Origin of the sequence: Vibrio mediterranei, from assembly GCF_900088415.1 — a bacterium.
GTDB classification, from domain to species: Bacteria; Pseudomonadota; Gammaproteobacteria; order Enterobacterales; family Vibrionaceae; genus Vibrio; species Vibrio mediterranei.
On the sequence record NZ_FLLQ01000006.1, the window covers coordinates 119,497 to 136,768 of the forward strand.

Genomic DNA, 17,272 nt, shown 5'->3' on the forward strand with positions numbered 1-17,272 from the left:
TAATTTGATAAACAAAATCTTTACATTGAGATAAATTATTGTATACAATTAAGTAAACCAAAGAGTGAAAGCGCACTCCAAAGAGAGTGCAGAAAAGAACCAAGAAGGAGTCTGTGGATGAATAAGGATTATTCGCGCAATCTCATCGGCTACGGAGCGAATCCCCCTCACCCTAAGTGGCCAAATAACGCACGAATCGCGGTTTCCTTTGTATTGAATTATGAAGAAGGCGGTGAGCGTTGCTTACTGCACGGTGATGATGAATCGGAATCGTTTCTATCGGAAATTCCAGGTGCTATGCCAATAAAAGGTGAGCGCCACATCAGTATGGAATCTATTTACGAATACGGAAGCCGCGCAGGTGTATGGCGTGTGCTCAGGTTATTCGAGCAATACGATATTCCACTAACCATTTTTGCGGTTGCGATGGCGGTTGAGCGCTATCCTGAAGTCGCTATGGCGATGAAAGAAGCGGGCCATGAGATATGCAGTCACGGCTATCGTTGGATCGACTACCAATATACCGATGAATCGCAAGAGCGCGATCATATGATCAAGGCGATAGAAATCATTAAGCAGGTGACGGGTGAACGTCCGCTTGGTTGGTATACCGGAAGAACCGGCCCGAATACACGACGCATTGTGGCAGAAGAAGGCGGATTTCTTTACGACTCTGATGCCTATGATGATGATCTTCCTTATTGGCACACAGAGGCAGGGAGACCCCAGTTAGTTATACCGTATACGCTTGACGTCAATGATATGAGATTTGCTACCGCCCAAGGATTCAACTCCGGTGAGCAGTTCTTCCAATACCTAAAAGATACCTTCGATACCCTGTATGAAGAAGGTGAAACTGCGCCAAAAATGATGTCTGTAGGCTTACATTGCCGATTAATTGGACGTCCGGGACGTATCGCCTCGCTAAAACGCTTTTTAGATTACGTCAGTCAACATGAAGGTGTGTGGCTATGTCGCCGCATCGATATTGCCAAACACTGGCATGAACACCACCCATATCAACCCGATGAACAGCAAGGAGCTCAATAATGACACAATTCAAATCATGCACACCGACAACTATGGTACGTGATGAGTTTGTCTCAAGCTTTGCTGACATTTATGAGCACAGTCCTTGGGTGGCTGAGTCCGTTTTTGACGCTGGACTGGATGCAGATGACAACCATATAGAAAGTTTACATTTGAAAATGTCGATGACGCTGCTTAATGCGTCTGAGCAAAAACAACTCGACTTGATCAACGCTCACCCAGATTTAGCGGGTAGAGCAGCGGTCAATGGAGAACTTACCGCGGCATCTACAGCCGAGCAGGCTGGTGCTGGTATTGACCAGTGCTCCGAAGAGGAATTTGCCAAGTTTACTACTTACAACAACAGCTACAAAAATCGCTTCAACTTTCCCTTTATCATGGCGGTTAAAGGGGCCAATCGTTACCAAATTCTTGAATCGTTCGAGATGCGATTAGGCAATGATAGTGAAACTGAGTTTGCTACTGCGCTTAACGAAATCAACAAGATAGCGTTATTTCGCTTGAGAGATATGTAAGTCAAAGGAAAGGCGACTATCTCTTTTATTAACCTAAGCTCGAAAGCCTAAGCTGGAAAATCTAAGCAATGAGCGCATCGGCAGAGGCCGATAATGGCGACGAGCAAGCAGGTACTCATTTTATTATTAATTGGATTAATTGAACTGGATGACAGGAAATGTCTTTGAATATTGAACAATACATCAACCTTGCAGATGACAAACTAGGCGCAGAAGCGCTATACGCTACCGATGACTTCTTTGCAGACAAGAGTCGTTTACTTCGTCGTGAAGCACCTGAGTGGAAAGACGACCTTTATGACGATAATGGCAAATGGATGGACGGTTGGGAAAGCCGCCGTAAACGTGGCGAAGGTTATGACTTCTGTGTGGTTAAGCTCGGTTTAGCGGGAACGATTGCAGGCCTTGATATAGATACCTCATTTTTCACAGGTAACTTCCCTCCGTCAGCCTCTGTTGACGCCATTTATAGCCCAGATGCTGATCCAACTCATGCGGAAGGCTGGGAAGAAATTCTACCGTCACAAAGTCTAGAAGGTGACAAGCACCACTTAAACGAAATTGACAGCGACAAAGTATATACCCATGTTCGTCTTAACATTTATCCAGACGGTGGTGTAGCGCGTCTTCGTGTCTACGGTAGCCCAAGTGTAGATTGGAATGCTATCGACGAGTTGCAACAAGTTGACTTGGCGGCCGTAGAAAATGGTGGTCGTGCGTTGGCTTGTAGTGATGAGCACTATGGTAACAAGTCAAATATCCTTGGCCCTGGTCGTGGTGAAAACATGGGTGATGGTTGGGAGACCGCTCGACGCAGAACGCCGGGTAACGACTGGGTGATTGTGGCACTTGGACATGCGGGTAATGTTGGCCGTGTTGTTGTTGATACAGCGCACTTCAAAGGTAACTACCCAGATAGCTGCTCAATCCAAGCCGCTTACGTGAAAGGTGGAACAGATGATCAAGTCGCCACTCAGAGTTTGTTTTGGAAGGAGCTACTTCCTTCTCAAAAACTGAACGCACACGATATTCATGAGTTTGTAGCTGAGGTTAACGAGATTGGTCCAGTTACCCATGTAAGACTAAACATCTTCCCTGATGGTGGTATTAGTCGCTTACGCCTATTTGGTACAAAAGCAGACTAAACTTAATAGAGGGAATTTTTATGAGTAATGGTATTCGCCATCTAACTATTGAGCCACTCACTAAAGCCGCATTTGAGCAGTTTGGTGATGTGATTGAAGTTGAAAATAGTGACTATTTTATGATCAATAATGGTTCGACTCGTCGCTACCATAAGTTAGCTGAAGCCGATGTTGAAGAGCTGGGGGGGCGTGCGATCATGAGTATCTTCCAAGCGACCCCGCTTCAGTATCCGCTCACTATTTCAATGTTAGAGCGACACCCTCTGGGTTCACAGGCGTTTATACCATTGCTTGGTCAACCGTATCTTATCGTTGTCGCACCAAAAGGCGACAATCCTTCTTTGACTGACTGCCGAGCTTTCTATAGTAACGGTCGTCAAGGGGTCAACTATTACAAAGGCATTTGGCACCATCCTGTTCTGGCTCTGACCGACCAAGATAAATTTTTGATCGTCGATAGAGCTGGGGAAGGGCATAACTGTGATGAAGTGTTCTTTGAAGAGAACCTTGTACAGTTGGACTTGAAGGGTTTACCGCAAGACATCGATAAGACGAAACAAGATAAGGACAAGCAGCAAGCGACTGTCTAAGCTGCTTTTGAGGAGTGTGTTATGGATCCGCACATGACAGAATGGCTCAACCTGATGATTCGTTGGGCCCATATGATTGTAGGTATCGCATGGATTGGAGCGTCTTTCTACTTCGTTTGGCTTGAGAATAATCTCAACCGTACTAACCCTAGAGACGGCCTATCTGGCGATTTATGGGCGATTCACGGCGGTGGTATTTACCATCTTGAGAAATACAAACTGGCACCACCAAAAATGCCAGAAAACCTTCACTGGTTTAAGTGGGAAGCTTACTTTACTTGGATTACGGGTGTACTGCTATTGGGCGTAGTGTATTACCTCAATGCTGAAATCTATCTAGTAGCTCCAGGTTCGGGCATCGACTCAACAACAGCGATTATGATCGGTATTGCTGCGCTTATCTCTGGTTGGGTAATCTACAACCTACTGTGTAACTCGCCTTTGGGCAAAACGCCGGTACTGTTAGGTATCGTGTTGTTCCTAGGGTTGGTAGGTGCAGCCTATGGTTTGTCGCAGGTGTTCAGTGGACGTGGTGCTTACATCCACGTAGGCGCTATCATTGGTACCATCATGGTTGGTAACGTGTTCTTCGTCATCATGCCTGCGCAACGTGCTTTAGTGAAAGCGATTGAAAACAATCAAGAGCCGGACCCTACATTGCCAGCAAAAGGCCTGTTACGTTCACGACACAATAACTATCTGACTTTGCCAGTGTTGTTCATCATGATCAGCAACCATTTCCCAAGCACATATGGTTCTGAATACAACTGGGCAATTTTGGCTGCGCTATCAGTATTTAGTATCTTGGTCCGTCACTACTTTAATACACGTCATGGTAGCCAGAAGTTCGCATGGACAATACCTGCTGCTGCTTTGGGTATGGTAACGCTAGCCTTTGTTACATCGCCTTATGCCAACAAACCAGCTGCCCCTGTCGCAAAAGCACCTGTGGTTGAAGCTGGTGATCATCATGCAGACATGCAAGCCTCAGCCGATATTGCGGCTCAAGCAGATGATGGCACAATTGCCTTTGCACAAATTAATGATGTCATTCAAGAGCGCTGTTCGGTATGTCACTCTGCAACGCCAACACATGCTGCATTCCAAACCGCTCCGGCTGGCGTGATTCTGGATACGCCTGAAGAGATCAAAGTGAATGTACCACGCATTGTCGCTCAAACCGTGACGACGAAGGTAATGCCGTTAGGTAATCTAACTCAGATGACAGATGAGGAACGTATGTTAATTGGAGAATGGGTAGAACAAGGTGCTCAGATTCAATAACTGATGAAGTCATCTTTAATACGTTTAAACTGACTAGCACGTGCTAGTCAGTTTTTTTATGGTTTAGCTAAAAGCAGAACTCAGATGCTGAGGTACAGACACCATAATCTGTCGTAGTTTGTCGTGAAAGCTCTATGTCTTCGACGTGAAACTCACCTTCGACGATTTTAACTTTGATGTCAGATCGACTGTAAAACTCAAATGTGCAGCCAGTAATGACTTCATGGTACATCCCCGAGACATCAAAAACGTCTTTTTTAACACTTACTCTTTTCAACTTATGAAGCTTATGGCCGTCGTTGAAATATTGAGTACTAAACTGGTTAATCTTCATTGAGGTATGAATATGGAAAACCTCTTTAAAAGAATCAACGGTAAATATAATCATAGTTTTTATTTTGGGTTTGAACGGAGCGGGAAGGTTATAGGAATAAGTTGGTTACCACAGTCGAGGTTTTGTCATGGTTTTGTCAAGAATTGCGATAATGGCTAGGTCTATTACTCTATTTTTATAGTTGCTGCCTATCCTGAATATTAATAATAGAAAAGGTTAACCTTTTTATTCCTACATGAGTCTATCTAGCAGATAACATTTCAATAACGGATAATACTTGTTCAGTTTTCGTTTCATTTAATGCATCAGGATGCGGTGCGGCAAAGCTTTCTAAATCATTATCAAAATACTTGCCATGTGCATGCGCGAATTCATCGGACAGCGATGCTCGAACTAGAATATCAGCACCGAGAGCTAAGTCATTTCCTGCAATACCATATGCATCTTTCACCATTTTACTTCCCAAAAATGACTTCGGATTAACAGACACAATCATTGGTCCTGTTTGCTCATAGTGTAATCCCAACGCGCGAGACCACATAGTAAGAGCGAGTTTACTTTGCGCGTATGCATCTGAATCACCGAGTGGCTTGTTTCCTCGCAATGCATCCAAGTTGACAGTGGCTTGTGCTGCCGAAGATAAGTTAACCACACGTCCGTTAGCAGCAAGCAATGGAATTAAAGCCTGTGTAAGACGATAAGGGGCAATAGTATTGACGACAAAACGAATGTCGAGATTATCTTCAGTCTTAGTTGCTGGAGCTGTAAATACGCCGGCATTATTAATGAGGACATCGATTTGAGAGAATCGCTGAGAAACCTCATCAGCCATTTTGTTTATTTGGTTGAGATCAGATAAGTCAGCAATGATCGTTTCTACTTTCGCATCTGAATTCAATTTCAGAAACTGATCAACGACGTCTGAAACTTTGGCTGGCGTTCGACCGTGAATGATAACTGTATGATTTAGTTTTATTAAATCCTTGGCAGTTGCTAACCCAATACCATCGGTTGCTCCAGTAATTAAGATCACTTTGCTCATTCTAAGCTCCTAGTTATTCAATAGATTTTTATCTGAATAACAACAGATAAATTCTTGTCATGGACTGGCACATAACAACAAACTGCCCAATCGATTTGGTCACTGTAATGTTAGCCGGACTCTTCGACAAGTCACCTTGTTAAGGAAATACTTTATAGATTTTGTTGATAATAGATGGAAACAATAAAGAATTCTTAGTGCTTTGAAGCTATATCAGCCAATCACCTATCGTGGTTTTGTGAAAGATTAACGAGTTTATGTCCCTTTTCGTGTTTCGTATCTACCTTAGGACATTCGTCATCCAAAATTCCGATTAATGACGAATGTTCTCTGCTCGATATTCAGATCGTGCTTGTTTTAGGCAGATGGCAGCGGATACATTCCAGTGGACAGCGAAAGCAACCGTTCATCAAATGATTGCAGCTTCAAACGATTCTAAACAGAAAATGTTTGAAACTGGCAAAGCTGACTATGTGGCCCCTTTGGGCTTAAATGACGAACAGTCAACAGAGGAGTTTGTTGGAGAAGCTTACTTTTCGGAAATGGCGGATGACACATATGATTACTATGGTCGTGATGGCTATCGAGGTCCTGTAGCAGTCGAGAACTTCACTAACATACATGTGGCAGATCAACCAATGCAATCTTTATTCTCTCTTTGTGAGCACTATGCTGACTCACCTTTGCCCCACTCTTTGTTTCAACGTATTGAAAACAGGCTTTAGCGAAGCATCATTTGACTTACTTTTCGTAACACCAATCGAATGTCTATGGAAGCAGGGGAATATCAATCGCGATAGCTTGTTCTTTTGCCATTATGGGGCAGTGTTTGTCTAATTAGCTGTTGTCGAAATTCTGGGTAGTGTAAAAGCTCATACTTAACATTTCGGAAGTATTGGCTGCTATCAAAGGTTAATAGGGAGACGGCATTACAGACAGTGCTTAGCTTAGAAATCTAAAAGTTAACTTTTGTCGTTGATATAGTGCTTAAATGATACTCCAAAGCGTTTTTTAAACGCTCTTCTAAAGTTTGATGCATCGGTATACCCGCAACGAAAGGCGATGTCTTCGTTGTTTAATTTAGGGGTTGTGTTGTAAAGCTTTATGGCATGATTGAGTCGAGAGTCTAACAAAAGATCCCTGAAAGAGACCTTTTCGGAATGCAATCGTCTTTGCAAAGTTCTCGAACTCATGCCGATAAGCCGCGAGAAAGAATGTATAGACATATTTTCTACGAGCAGATAGTTTTCGAGAACCAGTGAAATTGATTTGCTTAGACACCAATCGGTTTCGTCGTTAGTTGGCTCTATCTCTTCAGAGAGTGGGATAGAGAAACCAGAAAAAGAATGCCCATCGATAACTTGAATCTTCAATCTCGATTGGATGAGCGAAGGCGTAATTTTACCCGTGACCAATATAAAATCAGGCTCCCAGTCCGCACCTAAATAGAGTTTGCAAAAAGAGATAAGTTGCAGGTTTCTATAGATATCAAAATCCGCTTTACCAATACTCTTGTCGGAGTAACCACTGTCGTGGCAAAGATACCACTTGTGATCGTCCCCATAGCTTAACCAAGTCTTCGCTAGAGACGTTATGTAAGGGATTTTGGGAAGCAATACGTTTAAGGCTTGTCCAAGTGTGCTGGGTCTGTTCTCTTCGCTCAGCTCATCGGTAATTAAGGAAACATCAAAAGCTTTGCTCGCTTGAATAAGGATGTCGAGACGTTTCTCATGGGGGAGCTCTTGTAAAATCGCGACCAATTCGTCGATAAGTACCCAAGAATCATCATCACTAGAAGTATCTTGGTTTACTCGAGAGTAACTCAACTTTGCTGAAACGTTTACATTGAAATCGTGAAGTGCTTGATAAACATGATGAAAAATCGCGTTGCGAGCAATTTTAATATTTTCCATTTTCGTATCTCTCTACCATTTTGTGAACTTAACGTTTATCAAAGTACTCAACGGAATCACTAGGAAAATTTATTGTCATTCAGTATTCATTATAAGTCACTTTGGCGCAAAGTGACCTTTTTATGTTAAGTGTCTTAACTATAATGAATACCATTGAAAGCGGGTAATAATAAATGGTTTATAGATCGGATTTATAGTTTAGTTATAGAGCTACTTCTACTGACTTAATTTAGTAACGACACCAAATTACCTTATTGGACATTATTTTTTTCGATAGAGAATCGTATTATGATAAATTCAAAAAGAACTAAAATGGCTAAATTCTGCTTTAGCTTATCTTTACTTGCGGTATCTATAGGAGTAGAAGCTGCATCGACAGTAATAACAAATGCAAACGTATTTGATGGTGAAAACAAAAAACTCCAAAAAGGCGTTAGCGTATTAGTGGAAGAAAATAAAATTACATCGATTGGTAAAACGGTATCTGTCCCTGAAGATGCAACTATCATTGATGCTAAGGGTAAAACACTAATACCGGGTCTAATTGATGCCCATTGGCATACGATGTTCGCCAATGCTTCTATGAGTGAGCTCATGAACTCGGATTTTGGATACTTGACCCTCATTGCTTCTGATGGTGCAAATAAGACTTTAATGAGAGGGTTTACAACAATTAGGGATGCAGGAGGAAACCCTTTTGCTATCAAACAAGCGAGTGATAAAGGTTTAATCAATGGACCGAGAGTTTATCCATCAGGTGGCCCAATCAGTCAGACCGCAGGACACTTTGATTATCGTGGACGTTATGATGTGCCAGCCAATAGCACTGACCCATTAAACTATTTAGAGCGCAACAGTCTTGCTATCGTCGCCGACGGCGTGCCTGAAGTGACGAAGAGAGTACGAGAGCAGTTGAGGCTTGGTGCTACCCAAATAAAACTGGCTGCTGGTGGCGGGGTATCTTCAAGCTATGACCCGATTGATGTTGCTGAATACACTTACGAAGAATTCAAGGCTGCGGTTGACGTAGCAGAAAGTTGGAATACTTATGTCATGGTGCATGTGTTCACTAACAAAGGAGCACAAACCGCATTAAGAGCAGGTGTTAAGAGTATCGAACACGGCAACCTTCTCTCAGAAGAAACTTTTAAGATGATGGCAGAAAAGGGCGCTTGGTTGAGTATGCAGCCAATCTTCGATGATGAAGATGCAATCCCTTTTCCTCCTGGTTCTTTTCAAGAAGCGAAGTTTAAGTTAGTGACCAAAGGTACAGCACGAGGTATCGAGCTTGCTAAAAAATACGGGGTGCCGATTGCATTTGGTACCGACATGCTGTTCGACCCATCACTCGCCAACAAACAAGGTAAATTCTTAACTAAGCTAACACCTTGGTTTGAACCTTGGGAAATCTTAAAAATGGCGACGCATGATAACGCTCAGCTTCTCAAACTCAGTGGACCTCGTGATCCCTATCCTGGTGAGTTAGGTGTAATAAAAGAAGGTGCGTTAGCCGACCTTGTTTTGGTTGATGGTAACCCTTTAGAGGATATTAAATTGGTTGCCAATGCAGATAAGAACTTTGTGCTAATTATGAAAGATGGGAAAATATATAAAAACTCACTTTCAAAGTATTAGCTACAACACAACTGATTTTAATTTTACCTGAGTTGTTTGCTTGTTTGCTTGTTTGCTTGTTTGCTTGTTTGCTTGTTGATTTGTCTTTATTCGAATATTGGCAGGTAAACAACTTGAGTAAGTGATTGACTACAATGCTGAATTATATTTTGAGCGATGATTTAGTTTAAAAATATATTCGACAGAGGGATGGAAATTGACAACGGAGTGTTGACGTTAACAAGAATAGTGAACGATATGAAACAGTTAAAAACACTCTTAAGTCTAATATTTTTGATGTTAACCATCTTACCTCCACAAACTGCGCTTGCTGACATTGAAACAGATGTACAAAGACTGCATTGGATAGATTTGATACCAGAGCAAGAAAGAAATATTCCGACCAAGAATTTAATTACCGAGCACACTGGTGGAGCGGCACTACAATCTCAAGCACACACTGTGCGCCAAGAGCTCGATGGAACTGAGGTCAAAATAGCCGGATTCGTCATACCGCTTGAGGGGGATGATGAGCTGGTGACAGATTTCTTGCTGGTGCCTTATTTTGGAGCCTGTATTCATATTCCACCACCGCCACCGAACCAAATTATTCGAGTGAGATTTAAAGAGGGTGTGGCAATATCTGAAATCTGGGATGTGGTTTACGTAGTCGGTATGCTCAGAACAGAAAGCAGCAGCTCGGAGCTAGCAGATACAGCGTATGTCATTGATGGTAGTCGAATTGAGACATACCAATAATCACCGTAGTAAAAAGCAGAGAGACAGATAGTTTGGATAGTGTTTAACGACCGAACAACACACTCTGAAACGGCACGGTCCTGCTATTTAAGATAGATAAAGTTACCCGTGAGTTGCTAATTTAGTAATTTCACTGACGCACTTTTGTCCAGAGGCTTCATGTGGCGGAAGTTTACATACGGCACTTTTTTATCAAACTGCCTCCTAGCTAGGCTTTGCCCCATTCCTTGCCAGTAACGCTCAATCTCACAAATCACAGTAAGGTGGTTTGATCTACTTCTTCTAATCAGCATAGTGTCTATGAAAGTGGGGTGTTACCAACTTAGCCAACTAGTTCGAATAGGCCGTCTTATTTCCACTTTTTTACCTACCGAAGAAACGTGTTCTCTGTTAGAGTCACCGTCAACTACGCTATTGAATAAAGACACCCACAGATCGCATGTAATTGATGGATCTTTATTCACCCTTAGAACTCATTTTAGGAATCCCTAGTGACTAACAACGAAATTTTACGTCGTATCCAACACGCGTTAAACCTTAAAAACGCACAGATAATGAAAGTTTTCGGGCAGGCCGAAGTTACTGTGGCTCACGATAAAGTGGCAAACTGGTTAAAAGATGAAAGCGACAAATCTTGCGTTAAGATGAAGGATCAAGAGTTAGCGGTATTCTTAAATGGCTTTATTAACCTCAAGCGAGGCAAAAAAGACGGCGAGCAACCTAAGCCAGAAGTCGCATTGACCAACAACATGATTCTCATGAAGCTGCGCATTGCGCTAGACATGAAAGCAGAAGATGTGCTGGACGTATTAGAGGTGGTTGGCATTAGTTTAAGTAAATACGAAATTGGTGCGTATTTCCGCAAGCCAAACAACAAAAACTACAAACAGTGTGAAGACCAACTGCTGTGCGACTTCTTAAATGGTGTGCAGTTTACCAATCGTCCCGATTCTGAAGAGTTTACTGGGTAATTTTTATCTCGAATCGAACGTGGTAATTGATTCAAAAAGCGAGAACCATTTCATTTTGGCTACTCGCTTTTATCATGTTAAGGACCGATACTAGAGCTTCACAATCACGTCTACTCTTTGTCTTTCTTCAGTAGATACCTATCATACCACGCTGAAATCTGGTCAGCTTTTAGAATCAAGACATACACCGCCCCTATAACCCAACTAAGATAAACCCAAGCTAAAACCTTAAGCCAGTTAGGTGCCTCTATTCTGGTCATTCGATCAAGGTCACGGCTGACGCCATTAGTAACACGAATTTGCCCCTTTAAGAGTTGAGCTACTAACCGGAAAAATGCCCAAACTCAGGTCCTGTCATTCCTGCGAAGGCAGGGATCTACTGACAACGCCCACTGAATCATATGGTCCACTCCACAAACTGGCTGACGAAGCTAGCTTATTTTTGCCCCTTGTCGTGTTCACAGCATCCCCAAGAATTACAGTCATCCCCTTGAAAAAGGGGATCTCATTCAGCGCGTCGCGAAGCTGATTTACGTGACTTAGTCGAAGGTTTTCAGTTGCCTACACGCGGTAGGAGATCCTCACTTTCGTGAGGATGACGGCCAGTTGGGGTACGGAGAATACGAACAGACGTAGACTATTTTTGTCCATTTACTTACCATCCCAGCAATCACTGGCAGCATACTTTTCGACTTTTAGTGTGCGCGTGAGTAGATTCCGCATCAAATGCGGAATGACGAAAAATTGTACATTCTTGTCATTAGTGCCATAGATGATCTGTAATATTCTAAGTATTTTTGCCTATCTAGAGCTTTTTGTTTACCCCTCAAAAAGAACGCTAACCACTTAGGTTCGCTTTTAAGTTCCTGGGGTGGAATCATCAAAAAAACAGAGTGTATACTTGATAACTAACGCTTGGCTAAAATAGGTATGCTATTGAAGTTCATTATATTATTAGTGATGTCATTTCGCGGATGTTAACTTACCGAATAGAGTCTAGCCCATCATCTGGGTAATAAAGGTTTGCTCATCATCCACAAAAGCCACGAAGCCGCCGTGATAGATAAACACCCGACCACGTCCTTCAACTAGGCAGGCAAGCTGTGGGTTCAAATCTTCGTCGTTATTTTGGCGTTGAAAGGTGCCGGTATCGGTGATTTCGCCGTCGAGTGAAGGCAAATATCCATGAGTACGTTTGGCTTGGTCAATCAGGCTTAATTCGCTGGTGTTAGAGAAGCAAGAGGGGATCGCTCCGGCATCTTCGATAAACATGGTTTTTAGTTCTTCAAAGGCTGTAATCACCAGCCAGTCGATGCCGTTAACGTGATGGATAAACATAGTGTATCTCGGTAATTCTGTTGCGGAGATATTATCACTAATCAGGGGTGGTTGTAGCAGAGATTTAATTACTAAATCTGATAATTTGCTTTAATGCCAATATCGAAGTGAAGCGGCATTTGCCATTTCTTAAATGACAAGAAACCCATAATTCCGCCGACAGCGATGTAGAGCGCAACTAAAACTGGTAGTTTGTTCAGGGCAGTGCAAAGTACTGCGATAACGAGAAGAACAGGTATCAGTTTGAGTCCGGGTACTCTGAAGCAGAATGATTCTTTGAGTGCAATGCCGGAAAACACCACAAAGCAAAAGCCAAGTGATACCCACGTTGGAAGGTCTGTGACCACGAATAGTAGTGCTAACCAGCCACTCCACATTATCACCGTTCTTACCGTTTTGTCGTAGACGTGGATGTTGGCGGCGGCTAAAACCGTGGATGTAAGCAGCATCCAGAATATCCATTGATCAAATGGAGATGTCACACTGGCGAGCGTGATACCTTCGTAGCTTAATGCGGCTGCCAGCAAACAGCCGATGGAAAATAGTGATATACCCAACCGATACAGACAGACACTGAGCTTATCCAGTGCATCTAAGTCTTCTTTAAATTCAGGATTGGCCATGATTATTTCACGCTTTTTATCTGGTTATTGATAAAACATAGCTGTTCATAAAGCGCCTGAGTTTTAGGCATCGCGACATCTTGATCTTTTGCTAAATCAATCGCGTTTTTATACATGTATTGAATCTCAAGTTCTCGATGGTTGCGCCTGTCGAGTAACATGCTAGTGAGGTAAGGCTTCATCTTAGCGGTGTTTGATAGCATGGTATCAATCAAGGTGTCTGAAATGTCAGTGTCCGTGGTTTTTGCGGCATGTTGAACTTCAATCATGATTTCTTTTGAGAGATTAACCAGCTCCTCGCAGCTCATCATTTCAGCAGTATCGGCGTTGAGTACGGTTGACAGTCCATTGAAAGGGACATTCCACAGTAGCTTTTTCCATCTTGCGTCTATGATACGTTGATCGACATCGACTTCTACACCGCTTTGAGTCAGGTGATTGGCAAAGTCTTCGAGTGCTTCAATGCCAGAATCGCCATAAGTGCCGATAGTGATACGGCCGTAATCAATATGGTCAATATGTCCAGGCGCCACTTTATTTGAGCAAATAAAACACAATCCGCCTCCGACAAAAGGAAGGTTAAATTGTTCAGCTACCTCTCGCTCTGCACCAATGCCATTTTGAAGCAACATAACAAGTGTGTTGGGTTTTAATAAAGGGCGAAGCAGTGCTTCGAGAAGGTGGTTTTGAGTGGTTTTTAGTGCGACAAGAACGACATCGGCTTTGGGCATGTCACACGTTGCATTGTAAGCATTTAAGCTTTCAGCTGAAATCGAATAATCACCATAATGGGAGTCGACTTTTAAGCCGTTTTTGATGACATGTTGATAATCGCTGTTGAAGAGAAAGTGCACATCATTGCCGCCGTGATGGAGTCTTGCTCCGTAATAACCTCCAATAGCGCCTGTGCCAATAACTGCGAATACCTTTTTGCTCATGTCATATCCCTAAATCAATGTTGTTATCGTACTAATGTACATGAATTTTATTATGAATGAAGTGCTACGCTTGTAAGAGTGTGTTTTGACGGGAGACTGATGTGAACGTAACAAGTGTCGTACTGGTGATACTCAGCGTTGTTGTTGGGGTTGGTTTAGTGTCTCAAGCTGGCGTCAACGCGCAATTGAAAGTTGGTATGAGTTCATCGTTACAAGCGGCGTTTGTTTCGTTTGTGGTTGGAACAGCTGTGCTAGGCATGCTGGTCGTGATTGAAGGCAAACCTTGGTTTCCTCAAGGTTCTATCTCATCGCTACCTTGGTGGGCATGGATAGGGGGCCTTTTAGGGGCCTTTAATATCGCTATGTCGATCTATTTAGCACCGCAACTTGGGGCGTTGGCGTTGGCGATTTCTATCGTCTGTGGTCAGGTTATCGCGTCGATTTTTTATGATCAGTATGGATTATTGGGATATCCGACAATTGAAATGACGCCACAACGAATTGGCGGGGCGTTATTAATTATATTGGGTGTGATGTTGGTAACCTATCAACCAAACAAAAGCGGCTGAATGACAGCCGCTTTTGAAACTTGGATGAGTATTTTTGGCTATTAACCCGCGATGACAACGCGTTTAACGTCAACTGTTGCATCTTCCAACGTGTCTTTGTCCACACTACCAGTAATTGTTACACGGTCATTTGGTGTAACGTCCACACCGCGCCAATCTTCACGATCGATTTCAATCACAATGGTGTTCGCACCGTCAGTAAATTGGTATTTCTCGTCACCCAAAGAGTGCGTGATGTTACCTGTGATTTGGACCGGAGCGTCATCATTGGCACTTAGCGCTTGAGCGACTGTTGTTTGTGCGCCTTTGATAGGGCCGTTAAAACCACCTTGCTCAGGCATAGATTTCGCAGCTGCAAAACCAGAAGTAAGGATAAGTGCTGTAGTGATGATTACTTTTTTCATAAAAACCTCAAAGTAGGCGTTGTGTTCATTTGATGGTGCTACTATGCCTGAGTCAATCTTAACGAGAATTGAAGTTAATATTCAGAATTCGTTCATCTAGAAAAAAACTGAAAAAAGATTGTATCAATATTCTATGAATGCGTTTGGGAAATAAAAAAGAACCCTACTTTTAAGAGCAGGGTTCTTTTAGGGGAATAGGTGGCTAGTAGTTATTCTTAGACAAGTTCATTGTGTTTAGCTTGCGATATTGACGCGGTCTACGTCGATCGTTGCGTCTTGCATCATGTCTTTATCGATACTGCCAGTTATTATCACGCGGTCGTTCGGAGTTACGTTAACACCACGCCAATCTTCGTTGTCGATTTCAATAACGATGGTGTTGCTACCATCGGTGAATTGATACTTTTCATCGCCCAAAGAGTGTGTGATGTTACCTGTGATTTGCACCATGGTATCGTCTTTCGCATTAAGTGCCTGGGTCACAGTTGTTTGAGCACCGTCATTAGGCCCGTTGAAACCACCAGTTGCAGGCATAGATTTCGCAGCTGCAAAACCAGAAGTAAGAATAAGTGCTGTAGTGATGATTACTTTTTTCATAAAAACCTCAAAGTAGGCGTTGTGTTCATTTGATGGTGCTACTATGCCTGAGTCAATCTTAACGAGATTTGAAGTTAATATTCAGAATTCGTTCATCTAACAAAAAAATGCGCTTTTTTTTAAATTATTTCTCGAAATTGTTTATCTAGATAAAACAAAAGGCCCACTAAGGGCCTTCGATTTATTGCTATGTTTTGTTAACTGACTAAGCGCTTATCACGCTCGCCTTGAACGTCATAAGCTTTGTCGCCAAAGATATACGTCTCGCAGACCGTTCTATCGTCACCAAGGCTCATCAATACAAACAGTTTCTCTTCTAGAGTAGTGGCTTGCTTCATTCTAAAGCGCATCAATTGAGTCGCGTGAAGGTCTAACACTACGAAATCGGCTTCTTTGCCAACGGCTAAGTTACCAATCTTGTCTTCCAAATGAAGAGACTTAGCGCCGCCTAGTGTTGCTAAGTAGAGCGATTTCAATGGGTGCAGCTTTTCTTGTTGGAGCTGCATGATTTTGTACGCTTCACTCATTGTTTGTAGAATCGAAAAGCTGGTTCCCGCACCCACATCGGTGCCCATACCAACACGCACGCCATGTTCCTCAAGCTTATTCAACTTAAATAGGCCTGAACCAAGGAACAAGTTGGAAGTAGGGCAGAAAGCTATAGCAGATTCTGTATCCGCCAACCTTTGACATTCGCAATCAGATAAGTGAATGCCATGAGCGAACACCGAACGCTTGTGAAGCAGTCCGTAATGATCGTATACATCAAGATAGCTTTCACGTTCTGGAAAGAGGTCAAGTACCCACTCAATCTCTTTCTTGTTTTCCGATAAATGCGTATGCATGTAAACGTCTGGGTATTCTTCAAGCAGCTTGCCTACGGTTGCAAGTTGCTCTGGCGTGCTGGTTGGCGCAAATCTCGGCGTGACGGCATAGAGTAAACGGCCGTGATTATGCCACTTTTCGATTAGCTCTTTAGACGCTTGGTATCCTGATTCTGGCGTGTCGGTTAGATAGTCTGGTGCATTGCGGTCCATGAGCACTTTACCTGCTATCATACGAAGCTTACGTTTCTCTGCCTCTTCAAAGAAAACATCGACCGATTCTTTGTGTACAGTACCGAACACTAGGGCTGTAGTGGTTCCGTTACTCGCCAGTTCATCCAAAAACAGTTTCGCGACTTTGTGTGCGTAAACCGGGTTTTTGAATCGTCTTTCTTCTGGGAAGGTATAGTTTTCCAACCAATCCAATAGCTGTTCGCCGTAAGAGGCAATCATGCCTGTTTGTGGATAGTGGATATGAGTATCAATAAAACCTGACGTAATTAGCTTGTCTTTATAGGTGGTGACTTTTAGTGGCTTTGGGTGTCTTGCTAGTACGTCTGTAGCTGAGCCAATATCGATGATATGACCGTGTTCAACGACAATCATGCCGTCTTCAAAAAACTCATACGAGTTCTCTAACCCGACGTCTTTCGGGTCAGCAATGCTATGTAAAATACTGGCTCTGTAGGCCTTACGCTGTGATGTCATGGTACTTCCTTTTAGCCAACTCCTCACAAATTGGCCGTCAAATTCTGAGTCCTT

Annotated in this window: 19 protein-coding genes; 10 read left to right on the top strand and 9 right to left on the bottom strand. The window is 42.8% G+C overall.

The genetic code is table 11. The features are described from left to right. Nucleotides 1-117: 117 nt before the first annotated feature. The 5 genes from puuE to VME0621_RS17525 all read left to right on the top strand — a co-directional run bounded on the left by puuE (nt 118) and on the right by VME0621_RS17525 (nt 4,584). Nucleotides 118-1,050, top strand: coding sequence for an allantoinase PuuE (puuE, locus tag VME0621_RS17505; protein ID WP_062460121.1), 933 nt, complete (start codon nt 118-120; stop codon nt 1,048-1,050). Further along, complete coding sequence (gene uraD, locus VME0621_RS17510) at nt 1,050-1,565, top strand: 2-oxo-4-hydroxy-4-carboxy-5-ureidoimidazoline decarboxylase (protein ID WP_006070608.1); 516 nt, start codon at nt 1,050-1,052, stop codon at nt 1,563-1,565. The genes puuE and uraD overlap by 1 nt, the downstream gene beginning before the upstream one ends. A gap of 158 nt (nt 1,566-1,723) precedes the next feature. Next, nucleotides 1,724-2,710 (top strand): allantoicase, encoded by a 987-nt coding sequence (gene alc / locus VME0621_RS17515; RefSeq protein WP_062460123.1) that lies wholly within the window; start codon nt 1,724-1,726, stop codon nt 2,708-2,710. A gap of 20 nt (nt 2,711-2,730) precedes the next feature. Further along, the gene (locus VME0621_RS17520; RefSeq protein WP_062460124.1) at nt 2,731-3,300 is read left to right on the top strand and encodes an ureidoglycolate lyase; all 570 of its coding nucleotides are present in this window, start codon (nt 2,731-2,733) and stop codon (nt 3,298-3,300) included. A gap of 21 nt (nt 3,301-3,321) precedes the next feature. After that, the gene (locus VME0621_RS17525) at nt 3,322-4,584 is read left to right on the top strand and encodes a urate hydroxylase PuuD (RefSeq protein WP_062460126.1); all 1,263 of its coding nucleotides are present in this window, start codon (nt 3,322-3,324) and stop codon (nt 4,582-4,584) included. 67 nt (nt 4,585-4,651) lie between these two features. Here VME0621_RS17525 and VME0621_RS17530 read toward each other — a convergent pair whose 3' ends face one another. Together VME0621_RS17530 and VME0621_RS17535 are read right to left on the bottom strand one after the other, a co-directional pair. Next, entirely contained in the window at nt 4,652-4,972 is a 321-nt protein-coding gene (locus tag VME0621_RS17530) for a hypothetical protein (protein WP_146159010.1), read from the bottom strand. 187 nt (nt 4,973-5,159) lie between these two features. Next, nucleotides 5,160-5,960, bottom strand: coding sequence for an SDR family NAD(P)-dependent oxidoreductase (locus VME0621_RS17535; protein ID WP_062460130.1), 801 nt, complete (start codon nt 5,958-5,960; stop codon nt 5,160-5,162). 323 nt (nt 5,961-6,283) lie between these two features. On the opposite strand from VME0621_RS17535, the gene VME0621_RS17540 reads away from it, so the two are divergent. Continuing rightward, nucleotides 6,284-6,685 carry a hypothetical protein gene (locus VME0621_RS17540; protein ID WP_174522831.1) on the top strand — a complete coding sequence of 134 codons (402 nt, stop codon included), beginning with the start codon at nt 6,284-6,286 and terminating at the stop codon, nt 6,683-6,685. A gap of 237 nt (nt 6,686-6,922) precedes the next feature. Here VME0621_RS17540 and VME0621_RS17545 read toward each other — a convergent pair whose 3' ends face one another. Then, entirely contained in the window at nt 6,923-7,873 is a 951-nt protein-coding gene (locus VME0621_RS17545) for an AraC family transcriptional regulator (protein WP_062460132.1), read from the bottom strand. A 312-nt stretch (nt 7,874-8,185) separates the two neighbouring features. On the opposite strand from VME0621_RS17545, the gene VME0621_RS17550 reads away from it, so the two are divergent. From VME0621_RS17550 to VME0621_RS17560, 3 genes are all read left to right on the top strand, one after another. Beyond that, nucleotides 8,186-9,508 (top strand): metal-dependent hydrolase family protein, encoded by a 1,323-nt coding sequence (locus VME0621_RS17550; protein ID WP_231892966.1) that lies wholly within the window; start codon nt 8,186-8,188, stop codon nt 9,506-9,508. Nucleotides 9,509-9,745: 237 nt separating this feature from the next. Beyond that, nucleotides 9,746-10,246 (top strand): DUF3299 domain-containing protein, encoded by a 501-nt coding sequence (locus tag VME0621_RS17555; RefSeq protein ID WP_062460136.1) that lies wholly within the window; start codon nt 9,746-9,748, stop codon nt 10,244-10,246. Nucleotides 10,247-10,737: 491 nt separating this feature from the next. After that, nucleotides 10,738-11,217, top strand: a complete 480-nt coding sequence (locus VME0621_RS17560) for a YehS family protein (RefSeq protein ID WP_062460138.1) — start codon at nt 10,738-10,740, stop codon at nt 11,215-11,217. 996 nt (nt 11,218-12,213) lie between these two features. Here VME0621_RS17560 and VME0621_RS17565 read toward each other — a convergent pair. The 3 genes from VME0621_RS17565 to VME0621_RS17575 form a co-directional block, all read right to left on the bottom strand. Then, complete coding sequence (locus tag VME0621_RS17565) at nt 12,214-12,555, bottom strand: hypothetical protein (RefSeq protein WP_062460140.1); 342 nt, start codon at nt 12,553-12,555, stop codon at nt 12,214-12,216. Nucleotides 12,556-12,626: 71 nt separating this feature from the next. Continuing rightward, complete coding sequence (locus tag VME0621_RS17570) at nt 12,627-13,178, bottom strand: DUF2301 domain-containing membrane protein (RefSeq protein ID WP_062460142.1); 552 nt, start codon at nt 13,176-13,178, stop codon at nt 12,627-12,629. Nucleotides 13,179-13,180: 2 nt separating this feature from the next. Beyond that, nucleotides 13,181-14,116, bottom strand: coding sequence for a 2-dehydropantoate 2-reductase (locus tag VME0621_RS17575; protein ID WP_062460144.1), 936 nt, complete (start codon nt 14,114-14,116; stop codon nt 13,181-13,183). Between the two features lie 101 nt (nt 14,117-14,217). On the opposite strand from VME0621_RS17575, the gene VME0621_RS17580 reads away from it, so the two are divergent. After that, nucleotides 14,218-14,685: a DMT family transporter gene (locus VME0621_RS17580; RefSeq protein ID WP_062460146.1), complete on the top strand. Its 468-nt coding sequence runs from the start codon at nt 14,218-14,220 to the stop codon at nt 14,683-14,685. 41 nt (nt 14,686-14,726) lie between these two features. Here the strand turns inward: VME0621_RS17580 and VME0621_RS17585 are convergent, their stop codons facing one another. From VME0621_RS17585 to guaD, 3 genes are all read right to left on the bottom strand, one after another. Next, nucleotides 14,727-15,089, bottom strand: coding sequence for a YgiW/YdeI family stress tolerance OB fold protein (locus VME0621_RS17585; RefSeq protein ID WP_006070629.1), 363 nt, complete (start codon nt 15,087-15,089; stop codon nt 14,727-14,729). A 234-nt stretch (nt 15,090-15,323) separates the two neighbouring features. After that, nucleotides 15,324-15,686, bottom strand: coding sequence for a YgiW/YdeI family stress tolerance OB fold protein (locus VME0621_RS17590; protein ID WP_038228411.1), 363 nt, complete (start codon nt 15,684-15,686; stop codon nt 15,324-15,326). 197 nt (nt 15,687-15,883) lie between these two features. After that, a complete protein-coding gene (guaD, locus tag VME0621_RS17595) occupies nt 15,884-17,218 on the bottom strand; it encodes a guanine deaminase (RefSeq protein ID WP_062460148.1) in 1,335 nt (444 codons plus the stop codon). Nucleotides 17,219-17,272: the final 54 nt, after the last annotated feature.